The 15189-nt window shown below is 72.0% G+C and carries 14 protein-coding genes; all 14 read left to right on the top strand.

The window, feature by feature from the left end:
- Positions 1 to 7: 7 nt before the first annotated feature.
- The 14 genes from HGB44_RS03510 to HGB44_RS03575 all read left to right on the top strand — a co-directional run bounded on the left by HGB44_RS03510 (position 8) and on the right by HGB44_RS03575 (position 15168).
- Positions 8 to 694: a class I SAM-dependent methyltransferase gene (locus tag HGB44_RS03510; RefSeq protein ID WP_061080306.1), complete on the top strand. Its 687-nt coding sequence runs from the start codon at positions 8 to 10 to the stop codon at positions 692 to 694.
- Positions 691 to 3609 (top strand): type I polyketide synthase, encoded by a 2919-nt coding sequence (locus HGB44_RS03515; protein ID WP_168443938.1) that lies wholly within the window; start codon positions 691 to 693, stop codon positions 3607 to 3609. The genes HGB44_RS03510 and HGB44_RS03515 overlap by 4 nt, the downstream gene beginning before the upstream one ends.
- An 18-nt stretch (positions 3610 to 3627) precedes the next feature.
- Positions 3628 to 6090: an acyltransferase domain-containing protein gene (locus tag HGB44_RS03520; protein ID WP_061081291.1), complete on the top strand. Its 2463-nt coding sequence runs from the start codon at positions 3628 to 3630 to the stop codon at positions 6088 to 6090.
- 156 nt (positions 6091 to 6246) lie between these two features.
- Positions 6247 to 6969, top strand: a complete 723-nt coding sequence (locus tag HGB44_RS03525; protein ID WP_061081290.1) for an HAD family hydrolase — start codon at positions 6247 to 6249, stop codon at positions 6967 to 6969.
- 36 nt (positions 6970 to 7005) lie between these two features.
- A complete protein-coding gene (locus HGB44_RS03530; RefSeq protein WP_061081289.1) occupies positions 7006 to 7323 on the top strand; it encodes a WhiB family transcriptional regulator in 318 nt (105 codons plus the stop codon).
- 319 nt (positions 7324 to 7642) lie between these two features.
- Positions 7643 to 7924, top strand: a complete 282-nt coding sequence (locus tag HGB44_RS03535; protein ID WP_061081288.1) for a hypothetical protein — start codon at positions 7643 to 7645, stop codon at positions 7922 to 7924.
- Positions 7925 to 8113: 189 nt separating this feature from the next.
- On the top strand, positions 8114 to 8896 hold the full coding sequence (locus tag HGB44_RS03540; RefSeq protein ID WP_168443939.1) for an SAM-dependent methyltransferase: 783 nt from the start codon (positions 8114 to 8116) through the stop codon (positions 8894 to 8896).
- Positions 8893 to 10020, top strand: a complete 1128-nt coding sequence (locus HGB44_RS03545) for a Scr1 family TA system antitoxin-like transcriptional regulator (RefSeq protein WP_231972480.1) — start codon at positions 8893 to 8895, stop codon at positions 10018 to 10020. Before HGB44_RS03540 ends, HGB44_RS03545 begins: the two co-directional genes overlap by 4 nt.
- Positions 10021 to 10028: 8 nt before the next feature.
- Positions 10029 to 10412, top strand: coding sequence for a hypothetical protein (locus HGB44_RS03550; protein ID WP_061081285.1), 384 nt, complete (start codon positions 10029 to 10031; stop codon positions 10410 to 10412).
- A gap of 69 nt (positions 10413 to 10481) precedes the next feature.
- The gene (locus HGB44_RS03555) at positions 10482 to 11795 is read left to right on the top strand and encodes a tetratricopeptide repeat protein (protein WP_061081284.1); all 1314 of its coding nucleotides are present in this window, start codon (positions 10482 to 10484) and stop codon (positions 11793 to 11795) included.
- 75 nt (positions 11796 to 11870) lie between these two features.
- Positions 11871 to 12407 carry a Scr1 family TA system antitoxin-like transcriptional regulator gene (locus HGB44_RS03560; protein WP_061081283.1) on the top strand — a complete coding sequence of 179 codons (537 nt, stop codon included), beginning with the start codon at positions 11871 to 11873 and terminating at the stop codon, positions 12405 to 12407.
- A gap of 203 nt (positions 12408 to 12610) precedes the next feature.
- The gene (locus tag HGB44_RS03565) at positions 12611 to 13459 is read left to right on the top strand and encodes a CPBP family intramembrane glutamic endopeptidase (protein ID WP_061081282.1); all 849 of its coding nucleotides are present in this window, start codon (positions 12611 to 12613) and stop codon (positions 13457 to 13459) included.
- Positions 13460 to 13592: 133 nt separating this feature from the next.
- The gene (locus tag HGB44_RS03570) at positions 13593 to 14435 is read left to right on the top strand and encodes a DUF6879 family protein (RefSeq protein WP_061081281.1); all 843 of its coding nucleotides are present in this window, start codon (positions 13593 to 13595) and stop codon (positions 14433 to 14435) included.
- Between the two features lie 31 nt (positions 14436 to 14466).
- Entirely contained in the window at positions 14467 to 15168 is a 702-nt protein-coding gene (locus HGB44_RS03575) for a hypothetical protein (RefSeq protein ID WP_061081280.1), read from the top strand.
- Positions 15169 to 15189: the final 21 nt, after the last annotated feature.

The following is a 15189-nucleotide window of genomic DNA, read 5'->3' on the forward strand; positions in this document are numbered from 1 at the left end:
TACCCCCATGCCCAAAACACCCCCCGCCACCACCAACGAGGCCAACCCCAGCGTCTACAACCGCCTGGTCATGCGGCTCGTCTACACCGTCTGGGTCCACGGGATCTGCCACCCCCTGGCCTGGGGGATCTCCAACCGGTGGATCCGCAACGCCTACCGCGTCTGGTCCGGCCCGGTGCACCTGACCATCGGCCCCGGCAACGGCCGCTTCCTGCGCCACCTGCCCGCGCGAGTGCGGGTGCTGCACCTGATGGACCTCAACCCGCAGTGCCTGACCATGGGGGCGCGCGTGGCCCGCCGTCGCAGCCGGGTTCTGCACGCCCACTTGCAGGACCTGCTCGCGCGGTGGAAGGACCTGCCCGACAACAGCGTGAACAGCATCGACATCATGATGGTGCTGCACTGCCTGCGCGGGGCGTCCTTCGCCGACAAGGCCGCGTTCATCGCCGAGGCCCATCGTGTGCTTGAGGACGGCGGGGTGCTGTTCGGCGCCACCATCGTCGCCTCCGGCACCGGGGTGCGGGTCAACCGCTTCGCCCGCCTGCTCATGGGCGTCTACAACGGTGCCAAGAACGTCTTCTGCAACGCCGGGGACACCTCCGACGAGCTCTTGGCCCAGCTGCGGATCCACTTCCCCGACGTGGACTTCCAGGTGCAGGGCTGCACCGCGACCTTCGTGGCGGTGAAGCGATGAGCACTCCCACACACCCCGAGGTGCCTGAGTCGGCGGTGGCCGTGGTCGGCATGTCCTGCCGCCTGCCCGGCCACATCCGCTCCCCGCACGCCCTTTGGGACGCGCTGCTCGATGGCCGGGACCTGGTCACCGACCGCACCGAGGACCACCCGCGCGCCGACATCCTGCCCGCGGCCGTCCTCACCGACGACGAGCAGGGCTTCGACGCCACCCATTTCGGCCTCTCGCCTACTGAGGTGGCGGCGATGGATCCCCAGCAGAAGATGCTGCTGGAGCTGGTGGATGAGGCCTTCCAGGACGCGGGCATGGCCTTGGCCGACTGGCGCGGGAAGCGGGTGGGGTTGTGGGTGGGTTCCTCCTGCCTGGACCAGGCCCTGCTGCGGCTGGGCCCAGGCCAGGGCGGCACCATGGTCGACACCGCCGGTGCCCTGCCCTCCATGCTCGCCAACCGCATCTGCCGCCACCCCCACTTCGACTGGACGGGCCCGTCCGAGGTCATCGACACCGCCTGCTCGGCGTCGCTGGTCGCCGCGCACCGCGCCCGTCAGGCGCTGGTGTGCGGCGAGGTGGACCTGGCCGTGGTGGGCACTGCCAACACCCTGAGGTTGGACACCCACACGCGGATGTTCGCCCGCTCCGGGGTGCTCTCCGACGACGGGCGCGTGCACCCCTTCGACCGGCGCGGCACGGGGTTCGTGCGCGGTGAGGGTGCCGGGGCGGTGGTGCTGCAGCGAGCCGCCGACACCTTCGCCACCGGGACGCGCCCGCGCGCGCTGGTGGTGGGCAGCCTGACCAACTGCGATGGTGCCGGGTCTCCGATCGGCACCCCTAACGTCGCTGGGCAGGTGGACCTGCTCACCCGCGCTTACGCCCAGGCCGGGCTGGACCCACGAGACGTGGACTACGTCGAGGCCCACGCCACCGGCACCGCGGTCGGCGACGCGGCCGAGTCCCGCGCTCTGGGCAAGGTGCTGGGCCGGGCCCGTGATGAGGACGATCCGCTGCTGGTGGGCGCGGTCAAGCCGAACGTGGGCCACCTGGAAGGTGGCGCGGGCCTCATCGCACTGATCAAGGTCGTCCTGTGTCTGGAACACCAGGTCATCCCACCCGCCATCCACCACACCACCCCGTTGCCGGTGCTGCGCCGGATGGGAGTGGCCGTGCCCACCACCGCCCGCCCCTGGCCCCGCCGCGGTCACACCCCGACCGCGGGGGTGTCGGCGTTCGGGTTCGGCGGCACCAACGCCCACCTGATCCTCCAGCGAGCCCTGGCCGCGGTCGACCCGCCGGCTGGTCGCACCGACGGGGCCGACCGCTCGCACGTCGTGCCGGTCTCGGCCAGCAGCCCTGCGGCGCTGCGCCGGACCGCGGCCACCTGGTCGGCGGCCGTGCAGGACGAGGTGGCGGTGCGGGAGGTGGCCTCGACCGCCGCGCACCGGCGCGACCACCACACCGGGGCGCGCGCGGCCGTGGTCGCCTCCATCCCGCCCCTGGTGCGCTCCGGACTGGACGCCCTGGCCCAGGGCCACACCCACCTGTCCCTGGCCGGACCCCGCCAGCCGGTGCACAAGCCGTTGGTGGTGTTCGTCTACCCCGGCCACGGCGCCCACCCCAGCACCCCGGCCGGCCCCCACGGCATGAGGGCGGAGCCGGTGTTCACCGACGCTCTGCTGCAGGCGCGCACGGCCTTGCTCGTCGAGCGGCTGGAGATCGATCCCGCACCCGGACTGGCGCGGATACAGCCCTCCCAGTGGGCATGGCAGGTGGCCGCCACCGCCCTGCTGGGGTCGTGGGGCATCACCCCGGACGTGGTGGTGGGCCACTCCCTGGGTGAGATCGCCGCCGCCCACACCGCCGGGGTGCTGAGCCTGCAGGACGCCGCCCTGGTGGTGGCCCAGCGCAGCCGCCTCCTGGAACAGACCGCTGAGCACGGGGAGCTGTTGGCCACCTCGTTGGACCCGGTGCGAGCGCACGAGCTGGTGCGGTCCTGGCCCCGGGTGGCGGTGGCCTCGATCAACGCGTCCCACGCCACCGTGTTGTCCGGTCCGGTCTCCGATCTGGCCGCGGTAGATCAGCAGCTGTCCCAGCAGGGGGTGTGGACGCGCCGCATCGCCGACGCCCCGCCCGCGCACAGCCCTCTGGTGGCCGAGCAAGCCCAGCAGCTGCCCGACCTGGTGAAGTCCATCCGGGCGCGCCCGGCCAGGACGGCGCTGTGGTCCACCGCCACCGCCGCCCGCGTACAGGGACAGGAGATGGACGCCGCCTACTGGGGACGCCAACTGCGCTCCCCGGTGCTGCTGCACCAGGTCATGCGCCACCTGGCCGGACAGGAGCGCCCCATCGTCGTGGTGGAGGTCGGTGCCCGGGCGGTGCTGGCCGGTGCGCTGGCCGCCACCCTGTCTCAGACCCAGCGGCGCTACGAGGTCGACCCGCCCCTGGTCACCACGTCCGGCCCCGCTGCTCCGCGCGAGAACTTCCTGACCGCGCTGGGGAACCTGTACACCTTCGGTCTCGACCCGATCTGGCCCACACCCCGCACCGCAACGGCGGTGTCCTTGCCGTTGCGGGCCTGGACCCACCAGGACCCCAGTGCGCCCCCCGCAGCCGCTGAGGCGGTCCGGCTGGGTCCGCTGGATCCTGACCAGGCGCGCGCGGTCATCGCTGAACAGGTCATCTCCCTGGTCCACGGCTTGGCGCCCCAGGGCGGCCCGGATCTGTCCACAGGCACCGTGCTGGCCGAGGTGGGGCTGGAGTCCCTGGCGCGAGCACACCTGCACACCCAGCTCATCGCCCACCTGCCCGACCTGGCGGGGCTACCGGCCGCGGCCGTGCACCGGGCCACCACCACGGGCGAGCTCATCGACGCGGTGATCGAACACTGGTCGCCCTCCCACACCCACCTGTCCACCTCCTGAACCGGAAGAACGCCTGACATGACATCCCGGGTCCAGCAGCAGACCGCCACCAACGCGGCGCTCATCGGTATGAGTACGCGTCTGCCCGGCGCGAGCACCCCGGCCCAGCTGTGGCGGCTGCTGCTGGACCCCACCCAGGCCCACCAACCGGGGGTGGCGCACGGGCCCATCACCGCCGAGCTGCTGCGCCAGCTGGTCGCCGAAGCGCTCGCTGATGCCTCCCTGCCCACCCGCACACTGAAGGGCTCCCCCACCGGGGTGTACGTGTGCACCCACCCCGACGCCTACGCCGACCCCGACCTGGCCGCATCCCTGAGCGACTACCTGGGCCTGGCCGGGCAGGCGCGCACCGTCTCCGAGGCCACCGCGGTGCCGTTGCTCCACCAGGCCCACTACGACCTGCGCGTCCACGCCGTGGACCGGGCCATCGTCGTCGCCTTTGACGAACGCGACGACCTCACCCGCGCGATCGCGCTGGTGTTCACCGCCACGCCCCTGGTCGCTCGGCACCGGGCCTACGCCCACATCACCGGTACCTGGACCACGGCCACCCCGCTCCAGGACGGTGGGCACGTGCAGGTGATCAGCCACGCCCTGTACCAGGCCAGGTGCGGCTTCGACCGGGTGTGGTTCTGGCACTCCCCCACCGCCGACCCCGCGCTTCCCGGTTCGGTCGTCTTGGCATCCGACCAGCGCGGGCGCAGCCCCCAGCTGTGCGCCCTGCCCGAAGCGCTGTCCGCCCCCGGCAGCGTGTCCGGCCTGGTCTCGGTGACGGCCACAGCGCTGGCTCTGCACCACCGCGGTCTGCCCGTTCCCGACGGCGCGGTCGACGGTGCCGTGCCCCCTTTCGATCCCTGTGAGGTGCATGTGGCCGGGTCCTACGACAACTCTGCCCCGCGGCTGTCCGCGACCGTGCTCACCAGCGCACCCCGCCTGCCTCTGCCCACCCACCACGATCCGGTGTCTCTGCCTCAAATGTGTCCCGTCTCCGCGTCCTCCCTGACCGCCCTGACCCAGGCCGCCCGTGCGTGCGCCGAAACCACCCCAGCCGCCGGCAACATGGCCGCGCTGGCCGACACCGCTCTGGAGCACACCGACCACCACCCCCTGCGCGCGGCCGTGATCAGCGACAATCTCGGTGAGGCGATGCAGGGCTTCCGCTCGATCGAGGATGGCGCTCCCAACCACCACGTGATCGGCCCGCGTGCGGTACCTGCGGTGCCGCCGCGGCTGGTCTACGTCCTGACCGGACTGGCGGATGTGCATCCCAACGCTGGCACCGAGCTCATGCGGCTGAGCGAGTACGCCGAGGCGGTGGAGGAGGGGCGCGCGGCGCTGGCCGAGCACACCAACGCGCCGGTGTGGGGTCCAGGGGAACGGCTGCTGAGCGTGCAGCACCGCCACCAGGCCACCTTCCTCACCCAACTGGCGCTCACCGCGGCCTGGCAGGCGCGCGGTCTGGTTCCGGACGCGGTGGTGGGGTGCGGCGCCGGGGAACCGGCCGCCGCCGTGGTGGCCGGGGCGCTGTCGGTGCGCGATGCCGCCCGGGTCGTGGTGGCGCGCAGCACTGCCTTGGTCAGCCTGTCCGCAGCCTCGGTGCTGCTGGTGTACGCCTCGCGGGAAACGGTCGCGTCCCTGCTCGCTCCGGTGCGCGCGCGGGTCCATGTGGCGCTGCATCTGCACGCACGGGCCTGGTGCCTGGCCGGTCCCGCTACCGACCTGACCGCGCTGGCGCACACGCTCCAGAGCCGGGGCGATCACGCCCGGCTGCTGCGCGGGGACGCGGCCCACACCCCGGCGGCGGTCAAGCTCACCCCTCGGCTGCGGCAGGCACTGCGCGGGCTGCGCCCCCGCCCGGCCGACCGCGCTCACCTGGTCACCGCGACCCCGCGCCCGGTCGGACGCCCCCTGTTGGACGCTGCCTACTGGGCCAGCCAGGTCGCCGCTCCCGCGCACCTGGGCGCGGCGCTGGGCCTGGCCACCGAGGCCGAGCGCCCCAGCCTGCTGGTGGAGGTCGCCGCCCGGCCCACCCTGTCCCGCGCCGTGCTGGACACCGTCGAGGCCCGTCACGACGTCGTGTCGCTGGCATGTGACCCGGGCCAGTTCGCCCACGCCCTCGGCGAGCTCTACACCCGCGGGCACACACCCCGGCCCGCGCACAGCCGCGCCAACGCCCACCTCGTCCTACCGCCCGTCGATGTCGCAGCCGAAAAAGACGCCCCGCTCCTTGGCGCGCCCGCCCCCGAGCACACGCAGGACCACCTGCTGGACCTGGTCAGCCGCATCGCCGACGCCGACGGCACGGTCACCCCGGCCCGTACCTGGGCCGGGCTGGAGCTGGGCGAGTACGACCTGGTGCGGCTGGTCTGCGACCTGCGCCAGGTCTGGGCCTGGCGAGATCTGACCACCGCCGACCTGGACCCACACCAGCCGCTGGCGGTGTGGGCCAAGGGCCTGGCCACCCGCCTGGAGGCAGCGTGAGAACGCCTACCCGCCCCGCTGCCGAGACCTGATGACCACACCCCTCAAGGCGCTGACCGTTCTCCCGTGACCCCGGACGGCGCCCCGGGTGTCCTCGCCCCGACGTGGGATCCCGGGGCGAGGACACCCACCACCCACTCCCGCTGGAGGTAGACCATGACCCGGCCCCTGGCCGTGACCACGCTCGTGGTCGGCTACGACCGCATCCTGAGCGCAGAGACCGACCACGACTACCGACCACACGGCGGCCACCTGCGCGCGGTGCTGGCCGCGCACGACGTGGACCTGCCCGCCCAGGTGCTCTCCGACTACGACCAGCACCTGGTCATCTGGCAGCGCCTGGCCCACGCCACCGCGCTCACCGACCTGATCAGCATGGTGTTCACCCGCCACGGCATCGCCTGCCCCCTGCCGATCGCGGAGCTGGCGGTGCAGGTGTGGGAGCGGGCCGGGGACGCCCCGGTCACCCCGCAGGCCGCCTACCTGCTCGCCCGGCTGGCCGAGCAGGGCTACCAGGTGCTGGTGGCGACCAACACCTGCCGCCCCCACACCCAGCGCGCCAAGTCGGTGGCTGACGCCGGGCTGGGTGACCTGCCCCTGATCACCTCCAGCCAGCTCGGCGTGGCCTCCCCCGACCCGGCGTTCTACGAGCACGTCCTGCGCCGCTGCTCCTCGGCGCCGTCGCGGGTGGCGTGGGTGGGCGCCGACCCCATGCACGACGTGGCCGGGCCCCGCGCCCACGGCATGCACGCCGTAGCCCTCCTGGCGGCGGACGCCACCGCCGAGCGCCAGCAGGCGCTGCGCTGCGGCGCCCACACGGTCCTGTCCGACCTGGCTGAGTTGCCCGACCTGCTCTTGCCGCTCCCGGCACGCCCCTAACCCCCGAGTCCCTTCTCCCCCAGGAGCTGGACAGCCATGGACGCACCCTTCACCGCAGAGGCCAAGTGCCGTGATCTCGATCCCGACGCCCTGTTCGTGCGGGGAGCACGCCAACACGACCTCAAGCCCATGTGCCGCAGATGCCCCGTGCAGACCGATTGCCTGGCCGAGGCGCTGGACGGGCGGGTCGAGTTCGGCGTGTGGGGCGGCATGACCGAGCGCGAGCGCCGCGCCCTGCTGCGCCGCCGCCCCGAGGTGACCAGCTGGAAGGAGCTGCTGGAGAGGGCACGGACGGCCTACGAGCAGACCCACCCCACCCAGACCCGCAGTCCACTCTCCGCCACCGCTGTCTGAGAGGAGCCGAAGCCGTGACGCCGCGCCCTACCACCAGGACCGTTCCCTCCCGGGGGAGCGCACGCTCGATGCCGACCAGTACCACCACGCCAAAGCCCTGGATGCCGAGTACCCGCACTGGTGGATCCTGTGGGCTCCCTACCAGCGCGCCTATCTCGCCTTCTTCCTCGGCCCCCACCCCGTGGGCCCGGTGGACGCTGGCACGGTCGAGGAGCTGCGCGAGCAGTTGGCGCACGCTGAGCACCAAGCAGCCCTACCACCCGCGGCTGTGTGGCGGTCGGGCCCGCAAGCTCCGATCGTCGGCGGCAGGTGAGTGGTGATGGCGGGCTTCAACCAACCCCAGCGGCACATGCTGTCTGCACTGGTCGACGCTGCCTTCCAAGCTGGGCTGTCACCGCGCCAGCAGGGTGGTCAGCTGTTCCTGTCGCGGTTCGGGCATCGCGTGCATGTCCGCCAGGACGCGGGCCAGTGGTGGGTCGATGCTCCGAACGGTGAGGCTGTTGGCCCGATCGAGGACGAGGACGCGCTCATGGTGGCCGCGGCCGAGGTGCTTGACACGGTCAGTGCCCGCTCACGCCAGACGCTGGTACAAGGCCGGTGACCCCATGACCACGTCTTCTCCTCCCACATCCGGTACCGAGAGCGCCAACGACCGCCGCGCGGCGGCCCACCAACCCCTTGCCGGGTTGCCGCGCGGCCTCCAACCTGCCCCGGCAGTCACCTGCCGAGCCTTCCTGGAGGATGCGCGCACGGTGTGGGGCCGCCCTGGCTACACCGAGGCGGCGCCCCGGTGAACGCGCACACAACCGCACCCGAGCCCTGCAGCGTCGCCGAGGTACAAGCGGCACTGCTGGGCGTCTCCACCACACCACGCGCCGAGGCCTACGCCCGCATGATGCACCAGGTGGTGCCGCGGGCGTGGGGGTTGGCCCATGCCGGACGCGACTGGGTCGGCGCCCTCCTGACCCAGCTCCGCCCCTGGGGCCTGACCCAAGTCGCTGATCTGGGATGCGGGATGCCCCGCCGCACTCCGGCGACCGCGTCGCACCCGGTCGACACCCACGAGTACGCGCTCGCAGTCCGGATGCGCCGGTGCGCCTACCTGGACATCGACCCGGCCGTGGTCGAACACCGCCGCGCAGGGCTCGCCCCCTACCAGGGCGGCGCCGCACTGGCCGACCTCACCGACCTCGCCCAGGTGCGGGCCGGGCTGGCCGCCTGCGATATCGACCCGCATCAGCCGACCGTGCTCATCCTCGGATGGGTGCTAGCCCTGCTCGACGACGACCAGGCGCTCAGTGTGCTGGCGTCTCTGCCGAATCTGGTGGCCCCTGACAGCTACGTGGCCGTGTCCCACCCCACCGGGCGAGGGCCGTGGTCGGCGCTGATGACCCGCACCACCGGCGCGCTCGTGCAGTTCCGCTCCGCCCCGCACCTGCTCGACCTGATGACGCAGAGCGGGATGGTGCCCCACCAGGGGCCCACCCCGGTGACGGCCTGGCCGACGCCCGCCTGCCCCACCCCGGGTACCGACGTGCTGTGCGCCTTGGCCCGGATCGGAGGCCAGCGGTGATCGACGAACGAAAGCTCGGCCAGGCCTTGGCCGGGTTACACCGCAACAGCACCGCCCAGGAGTTGCGACTCGTCTACGAACAGGGCGCCACCACAATCCAGGTGGCCGCTGCCACGGGCCGCTCCCTGGGGTGGGTGCACAGGCGGCTGCACGCGGCGAAAACACGGATGCGTCCGAGCGGGCCGCAGGGACAGAAGCGCCCGCTCCCCAACTTCGCCCCCACGCCTGCGGAGCAGGAGCACACCGATTCCCTCGCCGGGCCCTCGGCCACGGTGCAGCACCATGTGCTCACCCACCGGCTGCGTGAGCTGCGCACTCAGGCCGATCTGACCCAGGTCCACACCGCTCGCGCTGTGGGCGTCTCGCACGCCACCCTCATGCGGGCCGAGAACCCGCAGGCGTCCGTGACCTTGGACGTGCTGCGCTCGCTGTGCGCCTGCTACGAGGCGTCGCAGCAGGTGCGCGAGGAGCTCATCCGGCTCTGGTGGGGTAGTCGTGCCCCCCAATGGTGGGAGGTGCAGCGCCTGCACGTGCCCGAGGGTGAGCGCGCCGCGGTGGGGTTGCGGGGCGATGCCCGCCAGGTCTACGGCTGGGCCGACCTGCTCATTCCCGAGCTGATGCAGACCGAAGGGTATGCGCGCGCCATCGAGCGCTTCTTCCACGACGACCCAGCGCACCTGGAGATGGCGGTGTCGGTGCGCCTGGCCCTGCAGCGGCGCGTGCGCCGACGCGGAATCGACCAGCGCTACGTCGTCGACGAGACGATCCTGCGTAAGTGGTGCGGCGGCACCCAGGCGATGGCCGAACAACTTACCGCCCTGCGCGCGCTAGCCGCTCGTGGACGGCTGCGGGTGCTCTCCCACGCCAGCGGCCACTTCTTCGACTCACCGTTCGAGCTGTGCTCAATCCCCGGACTCGCCGATGAGGCCCTCTACTTCCCCGGGATCAGGGAAATCCACATCGGTGATCCACCACCTCCCACCTACTCACTGCGGTTCCTGCGCAACGCTCTGGAACGGCTGTGGGGGTGGGCCGAAGACACCTCCGGCAGCGTGGCCCTCATCGACGACGCCCACGCCCGCCTGCTCGCTGCAGGCCCCGTGCCCGCGACCGCTACGACCTGAAAAGAACCATGCCCCACTTCTCCCAGCACCGCACCTTTGCCCCCGCGACCGAGTCCCCCGCCGACATCGCCGCGTACACGCACACCACCCTGACCCGGTGGGGCCTGCCCGCACCGCAGGTCGAACTCCTCACCGCGCGGGTGCGCACCCTGGCCACCCTCCTGATCGCGTGCTCGGCCACCGAGGTGCGCCTGCACCTGCTCTGGGCCGACGACCGCGTTCGCGTCGAGATCGCCACCCCCGCCATGGTGCTCTGCCACCGGCTGCCCGCCTGGCAGGGACGCCCTGGTCAGGCGCACACACGCTACGCCACCCAGGTGGACTCCCAGGCGCGAACCAGCGAGGACACCGAGCCCGCTCCCCCACTCGCCCAAGACCTCAGGAGCGCGTGAACCACCGCGACGACGCCCGAGACGCAGATCCCGCCAGGCGCCCGAGCGCCCCGTACCAAGGACTCCACCATGACCCAACCGCCACCCGCGCCGGACGCCGACAGCGCGGCCCGCCTCATCCGCCACCTGGTCACCACCGACCGTGACGCGGCCGTGCTGCTCACCGCACACCCGGGCCCGCACTGGACCCTCGACCTGGCCGCCGCCGTGTGGTCCCTGCCCGTTCCCGAGACCCGGGCCCGGCTCGACCGGCTGGTCCACTCCGGCGTGCTCACCCGCCATGACGACGGCCACCACACCATGGCTATCGAAGTGCGCGCCGCCCTGGAGCGCACCGCATCAACGGTGCTGTTGCCCGGGTGCCGCCGCGCTCGCGCCCGTGTGGTGAGCCACTACGCCGAGCACGCCATCGCCGCCGACCTAGCCCTGGACCCGGGCCGGTGGCGGTGGCACCCGCCCATGGTCGAACAGGTCCGCCTCACCACACGCGACCAGCTCAGCTCCCGCGCCCAAGCCCACGCCTGGTTCCACGATGAACTGGACAACCTCCGTGAGGTGGCTGGCATGGCGCACCGCACCTCCCACCACCAACAAGCTGTGCTGATCGCCGAGGCGATCGGGGTCTGGGACGAGCTGCAAAGGCCCAGCGGCACGCGAGGCATCATCGATCTGGGGCTGGCCTCAGCAGAGTCCCTGGGCGACGACGGAGCCCACGCGCTGATGCACCACGCCATCGCCTTGTGGCACCTGCGCCGCAGGGAACACGATCTGGCCTTGGCCTCGATCAACTACGCGCTCGCCTTGTGGATGAGCAGTGAGCAACCCCGACGCTCCCACCACTACCACAAGCGCGGATTGACCCACTTCTACCTCGCGGTGAGCTATGCCTACGGCCAGGCCAGCCACCACCTCATGGCAGCCCACTACGCGCAGTTGGCCCTGCACTCCGGTGAAGAACTCGGCTGGCGCCGCGACATCGCTGTGGCCCGCTACCGCCAAGCGCTCCCCTTGTACATCGACGAGCACTGGACCCAGACCGCAGCGCTGCTGCAGTCGGCCCTACCGCCCCTGGTCGAAAACAACGAAGAGCTCATGGCGGCGTGGGTGCACCGGGACCTGTGCGAAGTGCTCATGGACCTGGGCCGCTACGACAGCGCCCACGAGCACGGCCAGGCCGCCCTCGCCCTAGCCCCGCAGGAACAGGCGCCGCTGCTGTGCGGACAGGTCCATGAGTCGCTGGCCTGGGTGGCCCGCAAACAAGGCGACCACGACCTGGCCCGCGACCACTTCGAGCGCGCCTGGTCCTGTTACGCGCCACTGGATTCCCCCCTGGCGGTGCAGATGCTCGTGTCCAGTCTCGACTTCACCAACCCGAGCACATGACCCTCTCGTCCCACGACCCTGACCCACTCCACCGCACCACTCTGTCCTGCACCACGACAACGAGAAAGACACATCATGACCACGAGGTTCGTCACGACGGTCTTCGACGGCGGCCAGGCAGCCCTGAAGACCGAGGAGTCCGCCCATGCGACCTGGCAGTACGCGCCCGGGGCCATGCCGGGTCTGCTCCAGACCCCCGACTACGCGACCGCTCTGGCCGACGCCCTACCCCACCTCGACGAGGGCCGAGAAGACCACTTCCGGCTGCGGATGGAACGCGGCCAGCAGATGCGCGAACTGACCCATCTGCGCCACTGCTTCCTGCTCAGCGGCGCCGTGCACGACCACGCCCCGCACACCGAGCTGATGGAAGACCAGCGCGCCCATCTGGCCGACCTGGACCGCCTCGACCACATCGAGATCCGAGTGCGCCCGGCTGCCCCGGTCCTTACCGACCCGACCGGGTTCACCATCCGAGGCCAGAGCGCCTGGGTCGAGTGCGGCGACCTCTACTTCGCCGCCCCCGGCGACGTCCAGACCTGGATCGCGGAGTGGGAGCGCCTGTGGTCCTGCGCGGTCCCCCTGGCCACCTACCAGCGCGGCAACCGATAACACCCGCTGACTGAACATCGAGCCAGGCTCTCGACCGGCCTGCGCACAGACCCCTCCCTCCGCGGGAGCCGACCGTCCTCCCCTGCTCCTGGAACGGCTCCCTGCCCCGGTGTCCTCGGCCCCGCGCAGATGGGGCGCGGGGCCGAGGACCCACCCGCTTCTTCCTTGCCCACCCGATACGACTCTCCAAGGACAACCCACCGATGAACGCTCCCAGCACCACCGACGCCCCGCCAGCCAGCTCGCGGCGCCGGCGGTGGCCGATCCCGGCTCCAACCCCGGCCGAACTGCTGCTCCAGCCCCGGCAGGTCTCAGCGTGGGCCGCCTACCCGGTGCTGGCCGTGGTCTACCTGCTCGTGTTCGGCTACCCCCTGGCCGGAATCGTCACGGCCACGCTCACCGACCAAGCCGCTCCCCGCTTCCCGGCGCCCAACGCCGACACCTTCTGGGCCCTGGCCTTGTCGCAGTGGATCATGCACGCCGTGCTGCTGGGGTTGACGTTCGTCTGCCTGTGGCTGGTGTGCCGCTGGCTGCTGCGCATGCCCATCGCGGCGGTGTTCAACCGCACCAGCCAGCAGGAAGCGACGCCGCACCGGAGCTGGGGCCAGGGGTGGCGGGTGTTCGTCTGCGCCTTCGCCGCCATCGTGACCTGGATGGTCGGCATGGACCTGCTGAGCGCCCTCATGCCCGAGGCCGCGGTGGGCGGGCCGGTGATCGAGGACCGCGCCGACGCCGTCTGGACCGTGTTGATGCTCGGCCCCGCCCAGCTCACCACCGCGCTCGTGGAGGAGCCCATCGTGGTCGGGCTCCTGGTCGTGCTGCTCACCGCCGCCCGACGTCCGGCGTGGGAGATCTACACCCTCGCGATCCTGGCCAAGATCGCCTACCACCTCACCTACGGGCTGCCCGTGCTTGCCCTGGTCCCGGCGGCGCTGGTCATCGTGTGGCTCTACCGCCGCACCGGTCGGCTGTGGCCGGTGATCCTCGCCCACGCCGCCTACAACCTGTGCTTCTCCGCGCTGGTCATCGCCTGGCCCGCGACCTTCGGCTGACCCCTAGCTGCGGGTCTTCTTTGTCCTCCTCTCCTCAGAGGAAGACCCGCGTCACGGTCCCGCCTCGCACCGAGGCGGGACCGCGCCCCTCGTCCCTGCTCCTGTGCTTGCACCAACAACCCGAGGACCGACCATGTACGACGTCCCCTCCCCGTACTCGATCCTGCTGGCCCGCGCCCGGCTCCTGCTCACCCCGGCCGGGGAGTATCTGACCCCGGGAGCAGCCGAACTGCTGACCGGCCGGGCCTCCGGAAGCCTGATCAACGCGGCCAAGCGGGGCGATCTCCTCGCCGAGCAGAGGCGCCCCGGGGCGCACCGGCGCTACCCCACCAAGGAGATCTTGGCCTACATGGCCGACCGGGGCATCCCCGCGACCGCGCTGGACGCCGTCCACTACGCCGCCGCCTCCGGCCGGGGCCAGCGGTTGGACGAGCAGGAGTTCCTGGTGGACGAGGCCTACACACGCCAGCGCTCCCCGGGGGTGTGCTGGCACCTGGAAGCGCGTAAGCGCCTGTCGGACCCCGACGACCTGGCGCTGTCCACCTGGCACCGAGGCGACCGGATGCGCGCGGTCAACTGCTTGGTCGAAGAAGGCGACCGCCTCACGGCCCAACGCCAGGCCCACCTCTCCCAGGGCGTGGACGTGCGCACCGTGTGGGCCACCCACATCCCCCTGGACCACCACCGTGCCTACCTCGCGCACGCCTTTCGTGTGCGGGAACGGGCCGGATTCTCGGTGCGGGTGGTGGACCTGACCAGCGACGGCCGCCCCGTCCTGGAGCACGCCCACCCGGTGCCGTCCCTGATCGCCTACCCCGGGCGTGTGCTCTACCTGCTGCGCCACACCGAGCAGGGCCGCCCCGCCGGGGCCATTCGCCTGGACGATGCGCACCTGGCGACCGCCGTGGGCGACCTGCTCACCCACCTGTCCGCCCACGGCCAGAGCGCGGACGGCTTCGCCCGCCTGCGCCTGTGACCAGCCCATCCAACAACGAAAGACCCCGCCGATGCCCAGCCGGTCCTGGTTGCCCCGCCCCGCACCCGAGCACATCCGCACGCCCGCCCTGCACCTGGCCCCGTGGAAGGCCTACGCCCTCCTCGCGATCATGTGGGCGATGAGCGGCGGCTTCGCCCTGGCCCAGCAGGTAGCGAGCATCACGGGGATGCCCGTCTTCGTCTCCTTCGCGGGCACCGTCCTCGCACTCATGCTCCTGTTCCTGGCGGCCCGCGGGGACGGTACCAGCGCCGACATGGTCGGGATCCTGCCCGCCTGGCCTACCGCTCACCGGCCGCGCCGACGCTGGGTGGCCCAGTGGTGGGCCACCTGCGCCTACGCCGTGCTGGCCCTGCTGCTGGGAATCGGGGCCTACACCGCCCTGCACCTGGCCCTGCCCGCGGGGTGGACCGGCCCCGGCATCCACCCGTTCGCGGCCCGCGAGCCGTTCCTGCACGTGGTCACCGTCGGCGCGCCCGTGGTCCTGCTCGGCGCCGCACACCGACCGACGTGGGAGGTGTACGCCGTCTCCGCCATGGCGACCGTCGTCGTGTTCGTCGTGCCTTTCGGGGTCGGCAGCCTCGCCGCCGCCCTGCCCGTGCTGGTCCTGGTCTGGCTCTACCGGCGCACCCGGCGCCTGACCGCGCTCATCGCCGCCGAGGCCATCCTCGCCCTCACCACCGTAGGCATCGACCACGCCCTCGCCCAGTGGTGACCCCCCGGTTCGTCTTCCATC

The organism is Nocardiopsis alborubida (assembly GCF_012396365.1).
In the GTDB taxonomy this organism is placed as follows: Bacteria; Actinomycetota; Actinomycetes; order Streptosporangiales; family Streptosporangiaceae; genus Nocardiopsis; species Nocardiopsis alborubida.

Excerpts from the sequence above, each read along its gene's own strand:
- HGB44_RS03530 (WP_061081289.1), top strand. The coding sequence starts at position 7,006 with ATGGACGCACCCTTCACCGCAGAGGCCAAGTGCCGTGATCTCGATCCC.
- HGB44_RS03510 (WP_061080306.1), top strand. The coding sequence starts at position 8 with ATGCCCAAAACACCCCCCGCCACCACCAACGAGGCCAACCCCAGCGTC.
- HGB44_RS03575 (WP_061081280.1), top strand. The coding sequence starts at position 14,467 with ATGCCCAGCCGGTCCTGGTTGCCCCGCCCCGCACCCGAGCACATCCGC.
- HGB44_RS03515 (WP_168443938.1), top strand. The coding sequence starts at position 691 with ATGAGCACTCCCACACACCCCGAGGTGCCTGAGTCGGCGGTGGCCGTG.
- HGB44_RS03535 (WP_061081288.1), top strand. The coding sequence starts at position 7,643 with ATGGCGGGCTTCAACCAACCCCAGCGGCACATGCTGTCTGCACTGGTC.
- HGB44_RS03565 (WP_061081282.1), top strand. The coding sequence starts at position 12,611 with ATGAACGCTCCCAGCACCACCGACGCCCCGCCAGCCAGCTCGCGGCGC.
- HGB44_RS03550 (WP_061081285.1), top strand. The coding sequence starts at position 10,029 with ATGCCCCACTTCTCCCAGCACCGCACCTTTGCCCCCGCGACCGAGTCC.
- HGB44_RS03570 (WP_061081281.1), top strand. The coding sequence starts at position 13,593 with ATGTACGACGTCCCCTCCCCGTACTCGATCCTGCTGGCCCGCGCCCGG.
- HGB44_RS03560 (WP_061081283.1), top strand. The coding sequence starts at position 11,871 with ATGACCACGAGGTTCGTCACGACGGTCTTCGACGGCGGCCAGGCAGCC.
- HGB44_RS03525 (WP_061081290.1), top strand. The coding sequence starts at position 6,247 with ATGACCCGGCCCCTGGCCGTGACCACGCTCGTGGTCGGCTACGACCGC.
- HGB44_RS03555 (WP_061081284.1), top strand. The coding sequence starts at position 10,482 with ATGACCCAACCGCCACCCGCGCCGGACGCCGACAGCGCGGCCCGCCTC.
- HGB44_RS03520 (WP_061081291.1), top strand. The coding sequence starts at position 3,628 with ATGACATCCCGGGTCCAGCAGCAGACCGCCACCAACGCGGCGCTCATC.